General features: G+C 70.2%; 14 protein-coding genes and 1 pseudogene. 10 read left to right on the top strand and 5 right to left on the bottom strand.

Going from position 1 to position 17,825, the window contains the following annotated elements:
- Positions 1-55: 55 nt before the first annotated feature.
- Positions 56-1,672 (bottom strand): carboxylesterase family protein, encoded by a 1,617-nt coding sequence (locus AB0O76_RS25885; protein WP_365495805.1) that lies wholly within the window; start codon positions 1,670-1,672, stop codon positions 56-58.
- Positions 1,673-1,924: 252 nt separating this feature from the next.
- A complete protein-coding gene (locus AB0O76_RS25880; protein WP_360771504.1) occupies positions 1,925-2,377 on the bottom strand; it encodes a DUF4442 domain-containing protein in 453 nt (150 codons plus the stop codon).
- Positions 2,378-2,458: 81 nt separating this feature from the next.
- Here AB0O76_RS25880 and AB0O76_RS25875 point away from each other — a divergent pair, with 81 nt between their 5' ends.
- The 4 genes from AB0O76_RS25875 (at position 2,459) to AB0O76_RS25860 (ending at position 7,046) form a co-directional block, all read left to right on the top strand.
- A complete protein-coding gene (locus AB0O76_RS25875) occupies positions 2,459-3,439 on the top strand; it encodes a hypothetical protein (RefSeq protein WP_365495803.1) in 981 nt (326 codons plus the stop codon).
- A 77-nt stretch (positions 3,440-3,516) separates the two neighbouring features.
- Entirely contained in the window at positions 3,517-4,524 is a 1,008-nt protein-coding gene (locus AB0O76_RS25870; RefSeq protein ID WP_365495801.1) for a hypothetical protein, read from the top strand.
- A 99-nt stretch (positions 4,525-4,623) separates the two neighbouring features.
- On the top strand, positions 4,624-5,664 hold the full coding sequence (locus tag AB0O76_RS25865; protein WP_365495799.1) for a hypothetical protein: 1,041 nt from the start codon (positions 4,624-4,626) through the stop codon (positions 5,662-5,664).
- A gap of 62 nt (positions 5,665-5,726) precedes the next feature.
- Positions 5,727-7,046, top strand: a complete 1,320-nt coding sequence (locus AB0O76_RS25860) for an MFS transporter (protein ID WP_365495797.1) — start codon at positions 5,727-5,729, stop codon at positions 7,044-7,046.
- Here AB0O76_RS25860 and AB0O76_RS25855 read toward each other — a convergent pair.
- Together AB0O76_RS25855 and AB0O76_RS25850 are read right to left on the bottom strand one after the other, a co-directional pair.
- The gene (locus AB0O76_RS25855) at positions 7,008-7,799 is read right to left on the bottom strand and encodes a fused MFS/spermidine synthase (protein ID WP_365495973.1); all 792 of its coding nucleotides are present in this window, start codon (positions 7,797-7,799) and stop codon (positions 7,008-7,010) included. The genes AB0O76_RS25860 and AB0O76_RS25855 overlap by 39 nt on opposite strands.
- 132 nt (positions 7,800-7,931) lie before the next feature.
- A pseudogene (locus AB0O76_RS25850) lies at positions 7,932-8,426 on the bottom strand (EF-Tu/IF-2/RF-3 family GTPase); the annotation flags it as partial.
- Positions 8,427-8,775: 349 nt separating this feature from the next.
- Between AB0O76_RS25850 and AB0O76_RS25845 the strand changes: the two are divergent.
- The 6 genes from AB0O76_RS25845 (at position 8,776) to AB0O76_RS25820 (ending at position 16,052) form a co-directional block, all read left to right on the top strand.
- Entirely contained in the window at positions 8,776-9,102 is a 327-nt protein-coding gene (locus AB0O76_RS25845) for a hypothetical protein (RefSeq protein WP_365495795.1), read from the top strand.
- A gap of 1,382 nt (positions 9,103-10,484) precedes the next feature.
- Positions 10,485-11,507 carry a dehydrogenase gene (locus tag AB0O76_RS25840; protein WP_365495793.1) on the top strand — a complete coding sequence of 341 codons (1,023 nt, stop codon included), beginning with the start codon at positions 10,485-10,487 and terminating at the stop codon, positions 11,505-11,507.
- A gap of 52 nt (positions 11,508-11,559) precedes the next feature.
- A complete protein-coding gene (locus tag AB0O76_RS25835; RefSeq protein ID WP_360771578.1) occupies positions 11,560-11,958 on the top strand; it encodes a 6-carboxytetrahydropterin synthase in 399 nt (132 codons plus the stop codon).
- Between the two features lie 11 nt (positions 11,959-11,969).
- The gene (locus tag AB0O76_RS25830; RefSeq protein WP_365495791.1) at positions 11,970-12,650 is read left to right on the top strand and encodes a dihydrofolate reductase family protein; all 681 of its coding nucleotides are present in this window, start codon (positions 11,970-11,972) and stop codon (positions 12,648-12,650) included.
- Between the two features lie 107 nt (positions 12,651-12,757).
- On the top strand, positions 12,758-13,069 hold the full coding sequence (locus tag AB0O76_RS25825; protein ID WP_365495790.1) for a trypco2 family protein: 312 nt from the start codon (positions 12,758-12,760) through the stop codon (positions 13,067-13,069).
- A complete protein-coding gene (locus tag AB0O76_RS25820; RefSeq protein ID WP_365495789.1) occupies positions 13,059-16,052 on the top strand; it encodes a trypsin-like peptidase domain-containing protein in 2,994 nt (997 codons plus the stop codon). Before AB0O76_RS25825 ends, AB0O76_RS25820 begins: the two co-directional genes overlap by 11 nt.
- A gap of 306 nt (positions 16,053-16,358) precedes the next feature.
- On the opposite strand, the gene tuf is transcribed toward AB0O76_RS25820, so the two are convergent.
- Entirely contained in the window at positions 16,359-17,540 is a 1,182-nt protein-coding gene (gene tuf, locus AB0O76_RS25815; RefSeq protein ID WP_365495787.1) for an elongation factor Tu, read from the bottom strand.
- Between the last annotated feature and the right edge of the window lie 285 nt (positions 17,541-17,825).

Raw genomic sequence — 17,825 nt, 5'->3', positions numbered from 1 at the left:
CTGTACCCGGCGTGCGCGATCCCCCCGGGTCGCGCACGCCGGGCAGCCTACCCGCTCACCCGGCGTCGGCCGGAGCGGAGTCCCAGAGGTCACACCGGTGATCGTCGGCCAGTGTCGTGCTCACTGTGTTGCCGCCCGCGGAGGCGGTACGCAGCGAGAGCACCTGGCCGGGCCGCGTGCGCTGATCGGGCGCTGCGGGCTGGCCGTCGGCGCTCGGCGGCCCGCCGTGGATGAAAGAGCCCCAGTACTGGACCATCTGCCGGGCCAGCGACCGCTGTTCGGCGTTGAGCGGCGTCGGGAGCCCGAAGTGCTTGAAGAGGTACTGCACTTCATTCACATGGGTCGCCCCGAAGTCGAAGGTCTTGCCCGCCTCACGGATCGACGCGAAGGGCGGCGAAGTGCGGTCGGCGAACTCATAGGCGTAGACGGGTCCGCGGTCCGCGAGCGCCTTGTTGATGCGCAGCGCGGTGCAGGCGAACATCCGGTCCCCGAGAGCGGCGGCGTAGGCGTGCGTCGGCGAGGCGTGCTCGGACGCCGGGTAGCGCTTGAGGACCTTGGCTCCCAGCTCTTTGCCGTACGCCTGGGTGAGCGCGCCCGGGTACTGCTCGGCGGTGAGCGGCTTGCCCTGCCCGTCGAACTGGGCGTAGGCGAAGAGCCGCCCCTCGTCGCTGTTGGCCCCGTTCAGGACGGGCACGTCCGATGCGCTCCCTTGCGTGTACGCCTCCTTCGGCTGCACCGGAAGGAAGTCGCCGCCCACGACCGGGCCCCAGTCGAACCCGCCCTGCGCCGCGAGGATCTCCGCGGCGGGCTTCTTCCGCAGACAGGCGAGGGCGGTCGCCGCGTCCGGGCAGCCCGCCTTCTTCGCGAACGCCGCGCCCTGCATACCGGCTTCCTTCTGCTCACGGGCCGCGCAGTCGTCGTACGCGCCGCTCTGCACGATCCCCGCGCGGTAGAGGCCGTCGGCGGTGGGCGAGGCGAGCAGGGTGCAGACGGAGCGGCCGCCGGCGGACTCGCCCGCGATGGTGACGCGGTGCCGGTCGCCGCCGAACGAGCCGATGTTGGCGCGCACCCAGCGCAGGGCCGCCTGCTGGTCGAGCATGCCGTAGTTGCCCGAGACGTGATCGGACGCCTCACCGTCGAGTCCCTCTCCGGCGAGGAAACCCATGGCTCCGAGGCGGTAGTTGACGGTCACGACCACGGTGCCGGTGCGCCGGGCGAAGGCGTCGGGGACGATGTCCTCGCCGGCTCCCGCGGTGAGCCCGCCGCCGTGCAGCCAGACCATGACGGGGCGTTGGCGCCTGTCCTCGCCATCGGGGGCGTAGACGTTCAGGTCGAGGCAGTCCTCGGTGTGACTGGGATTCTCGTAGCCGGGATCCCAACTGGCGCTCTGCACACACCGGTTGCCGAAGGAGGTGGCGCCGCGCACCCCGTGCCAGGGCTTGACCGGCCGTGGCTCCTTCCACCGGAGCTCGCCGACGGGCTGACGCGCGTACGGGATCCCGAGGAACTGGCGCCCCTCGGCGGTGGATTCACCGCGTAACCAGCCTGCGTCCGTACGGACGAGCGTCGCGCCCTTCGTCGGCGGATTGCTCCCTGCGGACTGCGCGGCCTGCGCGGCCTGCGGGGTGAGCACGGCAGCGGCGGCCGCGGCGATGGCGAGGAAGCCGGCCACGGCACCCCGCACCCTCCCCGACCTGCCGCTGCCTAATCCCGTTGCCCTCGATCTCCTCAAGCTCCTCAAGCTCCTCATGCGGCGACTCCTCTGCAGATGTCGACCCACTGGCGGCGAGGAAACTATGGCCGCTACTGACTCGTGTCAATAAGTTGAACGGAAAACGGCGCCGCTCCGGCCGGCACCCCCGTGCCCGACCGGCGCGACGCCGTTCGCCCGACGAACGTACGTAAACGAACGCCCGTATGCGACTCAGTTATTGGGCCGCAGCGTCCAGACGACGGTCATCTCGCCGGTCACGGCGCCGTCGGCACGCTGGATCTCGATCGCCACGGGGAACTCGGGCCGCTCGCCCGCGTCCAGCTCGGCGATCACATCGGCGGCCGGACGGCCGAGGGTCGCGGTGGCGGTCACCGGACCCATGGCGAGCTTCTTGTACGCGATGTCGGCGCGCACGGCGAGCGGCACGGCCCGCGAGAGCTGCTCCCCGAAGGCGGCCAGCACGATGGCACCGCTCGCCGACTCGCCCAGCGTGAACATCGCTCCGGCGTGCGGCCCGCCGACGTGGTTGTGGTAGTCGCCCTGGTCGGGCAGGGCGACCACGGCCTTCTCGGGCGTGGTCTCACGGAACTCGAGGTTCAGGGTCCGGGCCATCGGCACGGTGGCGGCGAGCATCTCGCCGATCGACATCTGGTCTGCGCTCATGGCGGCGATGTTACCCACGGGTAGCGTTCTTTGGCCAGGAACTGACTCGACGTGGATCACGGTCGCCTATCGTTGCTGCTCATGTGGCCAGGAGAGCAGCAGCCCGGGGGCGGGCCGAATCAGCAGCCGAATCCTTATCACCAGCCGGGATATCAGCAGCAGGGGCAGCAGCAGGGGCACCAGCAGCCGTCCCCCTGGAACGCGCCCACGGTCCCCGGCGGCCAGGCGCAGACCCCGCATGACGACGGCGGCGGCAGCGGCCGGGGCGGCAACAGGACCAAGATCGTCGCCATCGTCGCGGCCGCCGCGGTCGTGGTGGCCGCGGGCGTCACCGGCTTTCTCGTCCTGGGCGGCGGCAAGGACGACACGGCGAAGCCGGACCCGACGCTGTCCGCCTCCGCGTCCCCGAGTCCGGCCGCCTCCGACAAGGCCGACGCACGCGGCAAGGGCCGCGGGCCCAAGCCGACGATCCCGGGCTGGCAGACGGTCGTGAACCCCGAGCGCGGCATCGCCTTCGACGCACCCCCGGGGTGGAATCTCAAGTCGAAGGACTGGGCCGAAGCCGTCGGAGAGGCCGACGACCCCGACAGCATCCTGATCGGGATGGCGGCACCCGCCGTGCTCAAGGAGCAGTGGTGCGCGAGCGACCCCGACCGGGACGGCACCAAGGACTACAGGCCGCTCGCGGAGGCCGGCAGCAGGGGCAACCGCAGCGCGAAGAGCACCGAAGAGATCGCCGAGAAGGATTCGGCGATGTGGGTGTACGGCGCGTACTCGCAGCCCGACCGGAAGAAGATCAGGACCAGCGCGGTGGAGCCGTACACCACCAAGTCCGGCATCACCGGCAGCCTGGCGAGCTCCTCGGTCTCCGGCGTCAAGAAGGCCGACGACAAGTGCCGTACGGACGGCAAGGCGACCACCTTCGGATTCAAGGACTCCCGGGGGAAGTTGGTCTCGTGGTCGTTCTTCGGCGCCCGGGGCGTGAGCGAGGAAGTGCCGGACGCGACGGTCAAGAAGATGCTCAGCACGGTGCGCGAATACGACAATGGGCCCGAGTCCTGAGCAACCACCCCGCCACAGCCCCTCTCACCTGGGGTTGCCGTGCTGACCGCGCGTCAAGACCCGTATCGTTGCCCGCCATGTGGCCAGGACAGCAGCCGCCCGGGGGCGAGCAGAACCCGCAGAACCAGAATCCGTACCAGCAGCCGGGGTACCAGGCGCCGAACCCGTATCAGCAGCCCGGGTATCAGCAGCAGGGCCAGCAGCAGGGCCAGTGGAGCGCGCCGACGGCGCCGATGGGTGTCACGCAGCCGCCGCCCGGCGGTGGCGGTGGCGGTGACGGCGGCAACAAGACCAAGGTCGTGGCGATCGTCGCCGCCGTCGGGGTCGTGGTGGCCGCCGGCGTCACCGGCTTCCTGGTCCTCGGCGGCGACAAGGACGACGAGGCGGACTCGAAGCCGTCCAAGTCCCCTTCGAAGTCCGCGTCGAAGAAGCCGGGCAGCGGCCCGGCGAACGGCGGCGGCACCGAGCGCGGCACGGGCAAGGGCCCGAAGCCGACGATCGAGGGCTGGCAGGTCGTGGTGAACCCCAAGTGGGGCACCGCCTTCGACGTCCCCGCCGACTGGGAGGTGCAGTCGCCGGACTCGGCGATCGCCTTCGAGGACGACAAGGGCAAGCCCCTCATCACCATGTCGGCGCCCGCGTACTACAAGTCGAAGTGGTGCTCGGACGACGAGGACAGGGACGGCAACTCCGACGACACCGCGCTCGGCGCCGTCGGCACCAAGGGGGCGAACGGCGCGAAGAACACCGACGAGGTCGCCGTGAACCAGGTGCCCTGGTGGGTCTTCGGCGGCTACACCCAGCCCGACAAGAAGAGCCTCAAGTTCGACGAGAAGGCGGAGCCCTTCACCACGAAGACGGGCATCAAGGGCAGCCTCGCCCGTGCCCATTCGGAGAACACGCCCCAGAAGGGCAAGTGCGCCTCCGACGGCAAGGCGATCACCTTCGGCTTCAAGAACTCCGCGGGCGAGTACGTCGCCTGGAATCTCTACAGCGCCAAGGGCGTCAAGGAGGAGATTCCGGAGGCGACGATCATGAAGATCCTCAATACGGTGCGGCTGGCCGGCGACCCGACGGAGTCCTGATCCGTTTCGTACGCCAACGGGGCTTGTGACCCGATGTGTCGGCCGCTCCGCGAGGGCAGCGATGACATCAGGCCACAAGCCCCTCTATGGTTACTGCCCATGTGGCCAGGACAGCAGCCGCCCGGGGGCGAGCAGAACCCGCAGGACCCGAATTCCAATCCGTACCAGCAGCCGGGGTACCAGCAACCGAACCCGTACCAGCAGCCCGGGTATCAGCAGCAGCCGCCGCAAGCGGGTGCCTACTCGCAGCCCGAGCAGCCGCAGCAGTGGGCCGCGCCCACCCCGCCGCCGATGCCGCCCCAGCAGGGCGGCGGCCAGGGCGGGGACGGGAACAAGACGAAGATCACCGCGATCGTCGCGGCGCTCGCCGTCGTGGTGGCCGCCGGTGTCACGGGCTTCCTGGTCCTCGGCGGCGACAAGGACGACGTCGCGGACAAGAAGCCGAAGAAGTCTCCTTCCAAGTCCACGTCGAAGAAGCCGAGCCCGACCGATGACGGCGGCACCGAGCGCGGCACGGGCAATGGCCCGAAGCCGACGATCAAGGGCTGGCAGGTCGTGGTGAACCCCAAGTGGGGCACGGCCTTTGACGTTCCCGCCGACTGGGCCATCGAGACGCCTGATACCAGCATCGGATTCGCAGACAGCGCGGGCGACGGCATAAAGCCCCTCATCAGCATGTCGGCGCCCGCGATCTACAAAGCGAAGTGGTGCACGTCCGACGACGACAAGGACGGCAAGTCGGACGACACGTCCCTCGCTGCGGTCGGCACAAAGGGCCAAAATGGCGCCAAGAACACCGAGGACGTTGCGCGCAACGACTCCGCGTGGTGGGTCTTCGGCGGCTACACGGACCAGAAGAAGGCCGACAGGAAGAAGATCAAGATCGGCAAGATCGAGTCGTTCACCACCGACTCGGGCATCAAGGGCAGTGTCGCCACCTCCACGACGTCCGGCGTCGTCAAGCAGGACAAGTGCGACTCGAACGGCAAGGCCACCACGTTCGCCTTCAAGAACTCCGAGGGTGAGTACGTGGCGTGGACGCTGTACGGCGCCAAGGGCGTGAAGGACGAGGTCCCCGACGCGATGGTGCAGAAGATCCTCAAGACGGTACGGCTGCACGGCGACCCCGAGGAGTCCTGAACCACCGGCTCCCACGCTGAATCCGTTTGGCAAGTCGGCTTCCGGACGGCGATAGTCCCCAGGTGACCACTCCCGCCGCCGCGCGCCGCCCCTCCTGGGCAGGCCGCAACTACACCCTGCTGACTGCCGCCGCGATCGTCACCAACCTGGGCAGCCACGGCGCCCTGATCGCGGCGGCGTTCGCGGTCCTCGACTCGGGCGGGGACGGTGGGGACGTGGGTCTGGTGGCGGCGGCGCGCACGCTGCCGCTCGTGCTGTTCCTGCTCATCGGCGGCGCCGTCGCCGACAGGCTGCCGCGCCACCATGTCATGGTCGCGGCCAACGCCCTCAACTGCCTTTCGCAAGCCGTCTTCGCGTTCCTCGTCGTCTCCGGCGCTCCCCCGCTGTGGTCGATGATGCTGCTCACCGGGCTCGGCGGCATCGGCCAGGCGTTCTTCGGCCCGGCCGCCGAGGGCATGCTGATGTCGACGGTCAGCGGAGAGCAGGCGAGCCGCGCCTTCGCGTTGTACCGGATGGCGATGCAGGGCGCCGGACTCGGCGGCGCCGCGCTCGGCGGTCTGATGGTGGCCGCGCTCGGGCCCGGCTGGGTCCTCGCGGTGGACGCGGTCGCCTTCGCGATCGCGGGAGCCATGCGGTCGTTCCTCGACGTGAGTCACATACCGGCGCGCGAGCCGGGCGGCGGGTTGCTCTCGGATCTGCGGGAGGGCTGGCGCGAGTTCATCGGCCGGCCCTGGCTCTGGGCGATCGTCGCGCAGTTCTCCGTCGTGGTGGCGGTGGTCGGCGCGGCCGAGGCGGTGTTCGGACCGCTGGTGGCCCGCGACGAGCTGGGCGGCGCCGGACCCTGGGGCCTGGCGCTCGGCGCGTTCGGCGCGGGCACGGTCGGCGGCGCGATCCTGATGATGCGGTGGAAGCCGCGCCGGCTGCTCCTCGCGGGCACGCTCTGCGTCTTTCCGCTCGCCGCGCCCTCGGCGGCGCTCGCCGTGCCGCTGCCGGTGTGGGGTCTGGCGGCGGTGATGTTCGTCAGCGGTGTGGCGATCGAGGTGTTCGGCGTCTCCTGGATGACGACGATGCATCAGGAGATCCCCGAGGAGAAGCTGTCCCGCGTGGCCGCCTACGACTGGTTCGGCTCGATCGCGATGGTCCCGCTCGCCACGGCCCTCGCCGGTCCCGCCGAGGTCGCCTTCGGGCGTTCGGCGTCGCTGTGGGGCTGTGCGGCGCTTGTGGTCGTGGTGACGGCGCTCGTCCTGCTCGTCCCCGACGTGCGGAACCTGACGCGGCGCACGCCGTCGAGGGAGGTGGCTGCTTCCCCGGCCGCTCCCCCGGCCTCTCCCCCGGCCACGCGCTCAGCCGATGCTGAAAGCACCGTCGGGCGGCTCGGGTGAGGCCACCGCGTCCTCGTCCCGCACGGGCCGCGCGTCGCCGATGAACCGCCGCAGCGCGTCCCCGTGCTCGACGCGTGCCGGGAAGACGTCGGCCGCCGCCCGCCGGGCGAGCGCCTGGACGTCGATGGTGTCGTGGGAGGCCACGAGCACCGCGTTGCCGAAGCGGCGGCCGCGCAGCACGCCCGGTTCGGCGATCAGCGCGAGCTCCGCGAACACCTCGGCGAACCCGGCCAGTTGGGAGCGCAGGAACGTGAACGGCGCACCGTCGGCGAGGTTCGCCGCGTAGATCCCGCCCGTGCGCAGCACCCGCTCCGCGGCCCGCGCGTAGGCCACGGAGGTCAGATGGGCGGGCACCCGCGAGCCGCCGAACACGTCGGCGACCAGTACGTCGGCGCTGTCGGACGCCGCCGCTTCCAGCCACCGGCGGGCGTCATCCCCGTGCACGGCGATCCCGCAGCCTTCCGGCACCGGCAGATGCTCCCCCACCAGGTCGAGAAGACCGCGGTCCGCCTCCACCACGTCCTGGCGTGAACCGGGCCGGGTGGCCGCGACATAGCGGGGCAGGGTGAGCGCGCCGCCGCCGAGGTGCAGCACGTCGAGGGGGTGCTCCAGCTCGGCCGCGGTGTCCAGGACATGGGCGAGGCGCTGCGCGTACTCGAACTCCAGATGCGTGGGGTCGTCCAGATCGACGTACGACTGCGGCGCCCCGTCGACCGTGAGCAGCCAGGCGCGCGGCCGGTCCACGTCCGGCATCAGCTTGGCGGTGCCGTGATCCACGTCCCTGATGACGGGTATGGCCTCGTCCGCGCGTTCGTCCTCAGTCACCGCTCCATTGTGCCCGCCTCCCGCAGAGGTGGATCCCCTGCGGGAGGCGGGCAGCTGCCGTCAGCCGACCTCGGTCACGGTGCCCGCGCCCACGGTGCGGCCGCCCTCGCGGATCGCGAAGCCGAGGCCCGTCTCCAGGGGCACGTCGCGGCCGAGCTCGACGGTCATGGTGACGGTGTCGCCGGGCCGGGCGACGGCGGCATCGCCGAGGTCGACGTCGCCGACGACGTCCGCGGTACGGAGGTAGAACTGCGGCCGGTAGCCGGTCGCGATCGGCGTCGACCGGCCGCCCTCCTTCGTCGACAGGACGTACACCTGCGCGGTGAAGCGACGCCTTGGACTGACGGTCCCCGGCGCCGCGACGACATGGCCGCGTCGTACGGCGTCGCGTGGCACACCGCGAAGGAGCAGCGCCACGTTGTCGCCCGCCTGCGCGGACTCCATCGGCTTGCCGAAGGTCTCGAGGCCGGTGACCACGGTCTCCGTCTCCGCGCCCAGGACCTCCACCCGGTCACCGATCCGCACCGTGCCGCGCTCGACGGCCCCGGTGACGACGGGGGTGGGGGATGTAGGTGGTTTTACGTTTCGAATGGAGTGCGGTGGAGTGTTGAGGGGTTGCGCACTGAGGAAGGGCGGGAGGCTTGGGTGCCGCTCTCGCAGCTACGAGTGCCGTGGGAGCAGACCGACATGTGGCTGGCGAAGGAACGGCGCTGGAGCGAACTGGCCGCGACTACGCCTGCACGCGACGCTCCTGAGCGACGTGCGGTGGATGCCGTCTTTGAAGCGTGCCCTTGGGAAGAGTTGGCGGAAATCGGCTACTCGCGGCACGACGACGGGGTCTTGTACGTGCACGACGTAGAGGCGTTCGCCGGGGCTCTGGGGGAGAGTGCGGGGTTCTTCGCCGGTGGGGCAACGGGAGGCGATCTACGGCTCGTACACTCCGGGGCGAGGCAAGCAGGAGGGGCATCACTTCAGCGCCGAGACCTGCGCCGCGGTCGACCGGGAGTTCAAACCCGCCCGTGACCTCGTGCGTCAGTGGTGCGGCGCGGAAGCCGCTGAGTCATTCGCCGAACTCCGCATCCTGCGGGCCGAGGTCATCAGGCTCGGCGGAATCGTCGAGCAGGCCGTCGGCATGCTTCGCCAGGCAGGCAAGAACCGAGATGCGGCGAAAATCGAGGCGCAGTTCGAGATCCCCGTCGAGGTGTTCCGCAGGATGACACCACCCGGCTGAATCCCCCGAGTCCGGTGCCATTCGGCCGCTGCCCGTAACAGGATCCGAGAAGGTGACGATGGCCAAAGCTCCGCTCAACGAGCGGCAGACGCAAGTCCTTCGCTGGATCGTCCAAGGTTGCCCTGCCGGGGGCTGGGACGACTTCACCTACAAGACGAGTGCCGAGGCCACGCCTGCAGGTCGTCACTACCTGGAGAACGGGCGCTATCCGACGCTGCCGGCAGTGCGGGCAAGCACCGCGAGGACGACCAATTCCAGCTCCGCCCCGGTGACGGCCACCGGCTCTGCACGCCGGGCGGTGCCCGCTCCCGAGAAGGCTTCTGCCGCCAAGACTGACGCGAGGACCGCCCTCACACCACGTGCAGCGCCCAAGCCGCCCAAGCCGCGCAAGGGGACTCTGGGGGAGCAGCTGGTTGAGGACCTCCTGGCGGCGGGAGGGATCCTTGTGGTCAAACCGGAGTACGGAGTTGGTGCCCCGAACTGGTCGGCCCGGAGCCGTCCTTGACCCGATCCCTGTCCCACAGACACTCCGCAAGCCGCATGCCGTCGTCACCGCGCTGAGAGACGGCAACCCTGCCTTGAGGCTGAGCAAACCTGTCCAGCAACGTGCGTTGCGCCTTGTGCAGGCCATCGTGACCGAAGCCGAGCAGCGCGGACACAAGGTCCAACTCGCCCGCACGGAACATCAGCGATCGCGTTCCCGGAGTCTGGGCGGGGCGACCTGTCCTGGGTCAGAATCCCCGCGTACGACTACACGCCCTCCGACCGCCTGGCCATCGCGCTGAACGGAGGAGTCTCTCACCGCCAGCCGACTTGGAAAGATGCGGCAGAGCGCCCGTTGGAAGACCAACTGCCCGAAATCCTGCAGGAAATGGGCCTACGAGGGTTGGCGGCTGAGCGGAAGCGGGCCGAGGAAGAGGAGCAGGGCCGGATCAAACGCAACCGGTGGGAATCCGCAATGCGTCAGGCCCGCCTCGATTACGCCGAAGCATTCCGCGTCAGAACACTGCAACAGCAGGAAAGTTCATGGCGGCAGGCCGCACGCCTCGCCGACTACCTGGCCGCCGCCTCCGCGAGAACCGCGGTCCTGCCCGACGGTGCCGAGCGAAGCGCGGCCGAGGAGTGGCTGGTATGGGCGACAAAGTACGTACGTTCCCTCGATCCCCTCCTCCGACCGCTTCGTCTGCCCGAAATTACCGAGCCCCGGAACGCTACGACAGACTTTGTGTGTCTCCTTGCTGCATGCCGATGCGCTCTGAGTCGCCCTCCGGGCCCGCAACTTGATCGTCTAGGATCGCAGGAATTCCCCACTCCGGGGGAGTAGGCGGGCCCCCACTAGCAGAGGACCACCTGTGCCGAGCCACATACGCTCCTTCTGGGTTATGTCCCCAGGGCGGGGTGAGATTCTGACCTCGAGCCCCGCCTGCCCGCCTGCCCGCCTGCCCGCCTGCCCGCCTGCCCGCCTGCCCGCCTGCCCGCCTGCCCGCCTGCCCGCCTGCCCGCCTGGTGATGAGGCCCTAGTTCGGACCCTGTTCTCGGGCGTGAGCCGTGGCACGGAGTCTCTGGTTTTCCATGGCAGGGTCCCGACCAGCCAGTACGCGGCCATGCGCGCCCCCTTCCAGGAGGGCGACTTCCCCGGACCCGTCAAGTACGGGTACCTCAATGTCGGGCGGGTAGAGGCTGGGCCGACGGAGCTGGTGGGCCGGACCGTGTTCAGCCTGTACCCGCACCAGACCCGTTTCCGGGTCCCGGCCGGAGCTCTCACGCCGGTGCCCGACGCGGTACCGCCGGAGCGCGCCGTGCTGGCCGGCATCGTCGAGACCGCGCTCAACGCGCTGTGGGATGCGCCACCGCGGATTGGCGACCGGATCGCGGTGGTGGGCGCGGGCCTGGTCGGTTGCTGCGTGGCCGCGCTCCTGGCCCGGTTCCCCGGTGTCCGGGTGCAGCTCGTCGACGTCGATCCGGCCCGCGCGGAGGTCGCCGCGGTGCTCGGCGTTGCCTTTGCCGACCCCGCGCAGGCAAGAGATGACTGCGATCTCGTTTTTCATGCCAGCGCGACTCAGGCCGGGCTCCGTCGCTCCCTCGAACTGCTCGTTCCCGAGGGCTCCGTGGTCGATCTGAGCTGGTACGGGGACCGGTCGGTGACCCTGCCGCTGGGGGAGTTCTTCCACTCCCGGCGCCTGTCGCTGCGCAGCAGCCAGGTCGGCGCCGTGCCGCCGGAACGGCGCGGGCGGCACACGGCCGCCGACCGGCTCAGCCTGGCGCTCGACTTCCTGCGGGACCCGATCTTCGATGTGCTGATCACTGGCGAGTCTGATTTCGACGAACTCCCGCGAGTCATGGCGGAGATCGCCACGGGCAAGCTGCCCGGCCTCTGCCACCGCATCCGATACAGCCCTTACTGATGCTGAGCTGCGCCTGCCCCGACACCGTCGTCAACACCCTTCCGGAGAAGTCATGTTCACCGTTACCGTCCGCGATCACCTCATGATCGCCCATAGCCTCCGTGGCGAGGTCTTCGGTCCCGCGCAGCGCCTGCACGGAGCGACGTACCTGGTCGACGCGGCCTTCCAGCGTCCGGAGCTGGACGCCGACAACCTGGTCATCGACATGGACCTGGCCGCCAGGGAAGTGCGCGGGATCGTCGCAGCGCTCTCTTACCAGAACCTCGACGACGACCCGGACTTCGCCGGAACCAACACCACCACGGAGTTCCTGGCCAAGGTCATCGCGGACCGTCTCGCCGCCCGCATACATGACGGCGCTCTGGGCCCCGGCGCCCGCGGTCTGACGGGGCTCACCGTGCGGCTCCACGAATCACACATAGCGTGGGCCGACTACCAGCGCGCGCTCTGACCGCCCGGGCCATGGCCATTCGCCCGTACGTACTTCTGTCGGCGGCTGTCTCCGTGGACGGCCGTCTGGATGACACCGCCCGTGAGCGGCTCGTGCTCTCCAACCGCCGGGACCTCGACCGCGTCGACCGTGAACGAGCCGCGGCTGACGCCATCCTGATCGGTGCCACCACCTTGCGCAGGGACAACCCGCGGCTACTGGTGACGAGCGCCGAACGGCGTGCCCGGCGCATTGCGTCGGGCAAGCCGGAGCATCCGCTCAAGGTCACGGTCACCGGGTCCGCCGAGTTGGACGCGAGGGGCGCGTTCTGGCACTGCGGGGGCGAGAAGCTGGTCTTCACGGTGGACGGCGCGGTGTCCCGGGTCCGTCGCATCCTGGGTACCGTCGCCGGCATCGTCAGTACCGGCCCCGCTCTCGACTGGCCCCTCCTCCTTGACGAACTCGGTCGGCGTGGGGTGGAAAGGCTCCTGGTGGAAGGCGGCGGGACGATCCACACCCAGCTCCTGGCGCAGAACCTGGCCGATGAACTCCACTTCGTCGTTGCACCGCTCCTGGTGGGCGAGGCCGCCGCGCCGACGTTCCTGGCCCCGGCGCCGTATCCCGGTGGTTCCACAGCCCGTATGAAACTCCTTGAAGCACGCCCCATCGACGATGTCGTTCTGCTGCGCTACGCACCGAAAGTCCGTTCCTGAGACGCCGGCGGGAACGCAAGTCGGTCCGCCTGCCGTGCAGTTGACCATCCGTCGGTATGCTCGGCGGGCGCATGGTCGGTTGGTGTCGGGCGAGGAGAGGGCCGAGAGTGGACGACGCGGTGGAACTGGCGGACATGATCGCCCAGTTGCGGAGCGAGCTGAGCCGGGCCATGGCGGACGGGGAAGGCGAAGGGCTCCGGTTCCAGGCGGAGAAGCTCGAACTCGAACTCACCGTAGGCGTGGAACGGAGCCGGGAGCCGGGGGCCAAGGTGAGGTTCTGGGTGTTCGACGTCCACCATTCCGCGCGGTCCGCGCAGGTGGCCACCCAGCGGGTCATGCTCACCCTTCAGCCGGTACGCGGCGACGCACCCGACCGGCCCGCGCTGATCTCGGGTGTCGAGCTGCCCCATGAGCGCTGAGCCTGCTGAGTCTCTTGAGCGCTCGGTGAGGCTCGATTCCCCGGCCGATGGGCCCGGGCTCGACCCGCACCGGATCGCCGAGATCATTGCCGAAAACAGCAGCGGCAGGCGGCGTGGCTCCGGTTATCGGATCTCCGCTGGTGTGATCCTCACGGCTGCCCATGTGGTCACCGATGCGACCGGGGTTGTCGTGCGGTGCGACGCCGACCGGCCCGGAGAGTGGGCGGCTGCGGCGACCGTGGCCTGGGCGAACGAGGGCAGCGACCTCGCCGTGCTGACCGTGGTACCACCACCAGCAGCATCCGCGGTCATCGAACGGGCCCGTTTCGGGCGCATCGCTGACGACCGGCACGGCGTGATCGGTGTACACGCTGCCGGATTCCCGCTGTGGAAGCAGCGCCGCAGCCCCGACGGCGCGTACTTCCGCGAACTGCACCAGGCGGACGGCACCGTGGCAGCACTCTCCAACCTGCGTACCGGCACGCTGGAAATGACCGTGACTCCGGCCGGAACCGATCCCGATCCGGGCGCGTCGCCGTGGGCGGGCATGTCCGGTGCCGCGGTGTGGGCCGGCAACCGGATCATCGGCGTGGTCGCCGAGCACCACCGCCCGGAGGGTGCGGGCCGACTCACCGCGGTCCGCCTCGACCGTGCGCTGCAGACGTGCGACGCCGCAGACCGCGCGGAACTCGCCCGTCTCCTTGCGCTCCCGGACACAGGGGCCCTGCCCCTCGCCGTCCCCGGAGAATCGCGCGAGGCGTGGGCGCGTGGCGTGCGGGTGGTCGGGGTTCCCGTGGCGCACGGGATCGAGCTGTTCAAGAACCGCACCCATGAACGCGACGAGATCGCACGCCACTTGAACGATCCAGCTGCCCGCATGGTGACCATCACCGGACCGCGCGGCATCGGCAAGAGCGCGCTCGCCGCGAAGGTCATGGACCTCCTCGACCGCGGCGAATGGCCTCGCCCCGCTGGAGGGCCACTCCCGTTCGGCCTGGTCAACCTCTCCACCCGCACCTCCGGGATCTCTCTGGAACGCCTCTACTTCGACTGCGCCCGTCTGCTCGGATCCGAGCAGGAAACGAATCTGCACAAGGTCTGGGCCGCCGCCGGGACGATGCAGGACAGGCTCGACGAACTGCGCGCGGCCATGGGCGACCGGCTGATCGTCATCCTCATGGACAATCTGGAGGACCTGCTCCACGACGACGGCAGCATCGCAGACCAGGAGCTGGCGGTCCTCCTCGACTGGCTGTTCAGGGTTCCCGCCACCCCACGTCTCCTCGTCACCAGCCAGGTACCGGTGCGCCTCGCCCCCGAACTGCGGCGTTTCGCCGCGCACGTGAAACTCTCCAAGGGCCTGGGCCCCGCCGAGGCGGTGGCGCTGCTGCGCGAACTCGACCGGGACGGCAGCCTCGGCATGGCCGACCTGTCCGACGAGGAACTGCTGGCCGCCGCGGTCCGTGTCCACGGCGTCCCACGCGCGCTGGAACTCCTCGTCGGTGTGCTGGCCGACGACGACACGGTGCTGTTGCCCAGCCTTCAGGACGTACTGCAGGACTTCACCCAACGCGACAGCGTCGTAGCCGAACTTGCCCAGGACCGCTACGGACGCCTTGACGAGCGGGCTCATGCCGTCCTCGGTGTCCTCGCCGCGCTGCGTACCCCCGCCGAGCAGAGCGTGGTCGTGGAGATCGTGGACGGACTCGATCCGGACCTGCCCGTGATCCCCGTCCTCATGTCCCTCATCCGCGTGCATCTGGTGTCCGTGGACCGGGCGCGCCGCACCTTCGCCCTTCACCCGCTGGACGCGGAGATCGCTTACGGACGGATGCCGCGGCACGGACCTTTCAGGAGGCAGGCAGTGCAACGGCAGATCGCATCGTGGTACGCGCGCCAGGCCAAGCCGCGCGGCACATGGCGGACGCTGGAGGACATCGAACCGCACCGACGGCAGTTCGACCACCTCGTGCAAGCGGGCGACCACGACAGCGCCGCGCGGGTGCTGAACGAGATCAGCGAATGGCTCGTCTGGCACGGCTCGGTGCTCGCCGCCGTCTCGATGCACCTCGCCGTCGACGGGCACATCGGCGACGAGCGGGTGCGTCTCGCGCACACCGTCGCCTACGGGCACGCCCGGCTCAGCGCGGGACCGATGGAACAGGCGGCCCAGCTGTTCACCGAAGCGGCCGCCCTTGCCGAACGCCTCGGTGACAGGCCCGCACTGCAGAACGCGCTCTTCGGCCTCGGAGATGCCCACCGGCAACTCGGCGACCAGGGCGCCACCGTCGAACCTCTCGCCCGCGCCGCCGAGCTGGCGCACGAACTCGGTGACACCGAGCGCGAAGTGCACGCGAGGCTCTCCCTCAGCCTCGCCCACAGCTACCTCGGCGACGGCGAGAGCGCGCTGGACGGCGCTGACCGGCTGCACGCGATAGCCGAGGCGAGCGGCGATCCGCTCACGGCCGCCCGTGCGGGCAATGCGCGCACCATCGCCCTGCTCACGCTGGGCCGCTGGCAGGAGACCGCCGACGCGGGCGCCGAGACGGCCCGCGCCTACCGCGCCGCGGGCAGTCAGGAGGCGATCGCCTACGCACTGAACGCGCAAGGCATCGCTCTCCTGGCCCTCGACGACCCGGAGCAAGCGGCCTCGGCCCTCGAAGAAGCCCGCCACGAAGCCTCGCTCATGGAGAACCCCCGGGCCGAGGGCGTCTGCTTGCTCAACCTCGCCTGGGCGCACTGGCGCGACGACCGCCTCACGGAGGCCGCCACCACAGCCGAACGCGCCTCGACCGCTCTCCAGATCGCCGGAGCAGCCCAGGCGGAAGCGGCCCGCTCCCTGGCCGAGGCTGCCCGCGCCCTCCCGACCGCTCGGCAGGCCGCCGCCGATGCTCTGACTCGCGCGGCTGCTGCCCTTGACGGAAACGCCGAGGTCATCGCCCCTGCCTGGCTCACCGATGACGCCCGCCGACTGGCGGACTAAATCTGTTCGACGACGATCGTCGGGCTGGCCTGCCCGGTGCCCCTTGCGCTACCCCGGCGGCGGACGAGGCTCGCCCGAGGTCGTCTTCCAGCATCTCGCCGTCCGCGAACACCACAACCGCATCCGGGCCGCCAGAGCACTGGTGGAGCTGGGAGGCCAACGAGCCGAATCTGGTTGAGGAGCCGTCGCCTGCAACGGTGGCCGTGGAGGCGGCGGACGGTGCCTGGTCTGCGTACGTACTGAAGCACATGCAGACCAGGCACCGGCCCGGAGAACAGACGACCCCGGATCCTGACCGCCGGCTCCCTAGCCGAGCACCTCGGTCACGGTGCCCGCGCCCACGGTGCGGCCGCCCTCGCGGATCGCGAAGCCGAGGCCCGTCTCCAAGGGCACGTCGCGGCCGAGCTCGACGGTCATGGTGACGGTGTCGCCGGGCCGGGCGACGGCGGCATCGCCGAGGTCGACGTCGCCGACGACGTCCGCGGTGCGGAGGTAGAACTGCGGCCGGTAGCCGGTCGCGATCGGCGTCGACCGGCCGCCCTCCTTCGTCGACAGGACGTACACCTGCGCGGTGAAGCGACGCGCAGGTGTGACGCTGCCGGGCGCCGCCACGATGTGGCCGCGGCGCACCCCATCGCGGGGCACCCCGCGAAGGAGCAGCGCCACGTTGTCGCCCGCCTGGGCGCTGTCCATCGGCTTGCCGAAGGTCTCGAGCCCGGTGACCACCGTATCGGTGTCCGCGCCGAGACCACCGAGGACGCTGACGCGGTCGCCGACCTTGATGGTGCCGCGCTCGACGGCGCCGGTGACGACCGTGCCGCGACCAGTGATCGTGAAGGTGTTCTCCACGGGCAGCAGGAAGGGCGCGTCGACATACCGCTCGGGCATGGGCACATAGGTGTCCACCGCGTCGAGCAGCGCCTCGATGGCGGCGGCCCACCGTGGGTCGCCCTCCAGCGCCTTCAGCCCCGAGACCCGTACGACGGGGACGGAGTCGCCTCCGTACCCGTGCGCGTTCAGCAGCTCGCGCACCTCCAGCTCGACGAGGTCGGTGAGCTCCTCGTCACCGGCGTCGGCCTTGTTGAGGGCGACGACGATGTGGTCGACGCCGACCTGCCGGGCGAGCAGGACGTGCTCGGCGGTCTGCGGCATGATCCCGTCGAGCGCGGACACGACGAGGATCGCCCCGTCCAGCTGCGCGGCGCCGGTGACCATGTTCTTTACGTAGTCGGCGTGGCCCGGCATGTCCACGTGCGCGTAGTGGCGGGTGTCGGTCTCGTACTCGACGTGCGCGATGTTGATGGTGATGCCGCGCTGTGCCTCCTCGGGGGCGCGGTCGATGCGGTCGAAGGGCACGAACGTGCCGGTGCCGCGCTCGCTGAGGACCTTGGTGATGGCGGCGGTCAGGGTGGTCTTGCCGTGGTCGACATGGCCCATCGTGCCGATGTTGAGGTGCGGTTTCGTGCGGACGTAAGCCGTCTTGGACATGGCGGTTCCTTCTCCGGAACTCGAAGCTGAAGTCCTGGGCGCACGTCATCGCGTACGCGCTCGGGACGGGGACCCCGGGGCCGAACCGACCCTCCCCCTATGGGGTCCGCCGGAGTGTCCGGGGAGGGTCAGCGTCGGGCGCCGTCGACGGGAAGTGCGGCGCAGAGGAGGACGGCAGCCTTCGCAGCGACCGCGCCTGCGGTCGAAGCTGCGGGAAAGGCATACCGGAACATGTCGCAGATCATCGCCGATCGGGCCGTGCGGGGCGAATGGTTTTCGGCGCGC

This window comes from Streptomyces sp. NPDC086554, from assembly GCF_040686095.1.
Lineage (GTDB): Bacteria > Actinomycetota > Actinomycetes > Streptomycetales > Streptomycetaceae > Streptomyces.
The sequence above is the reverse complement of the archived record's forward strand: the minus strand, read 5'-3'. Positions and strand labels throughout refer to the sequence as shown.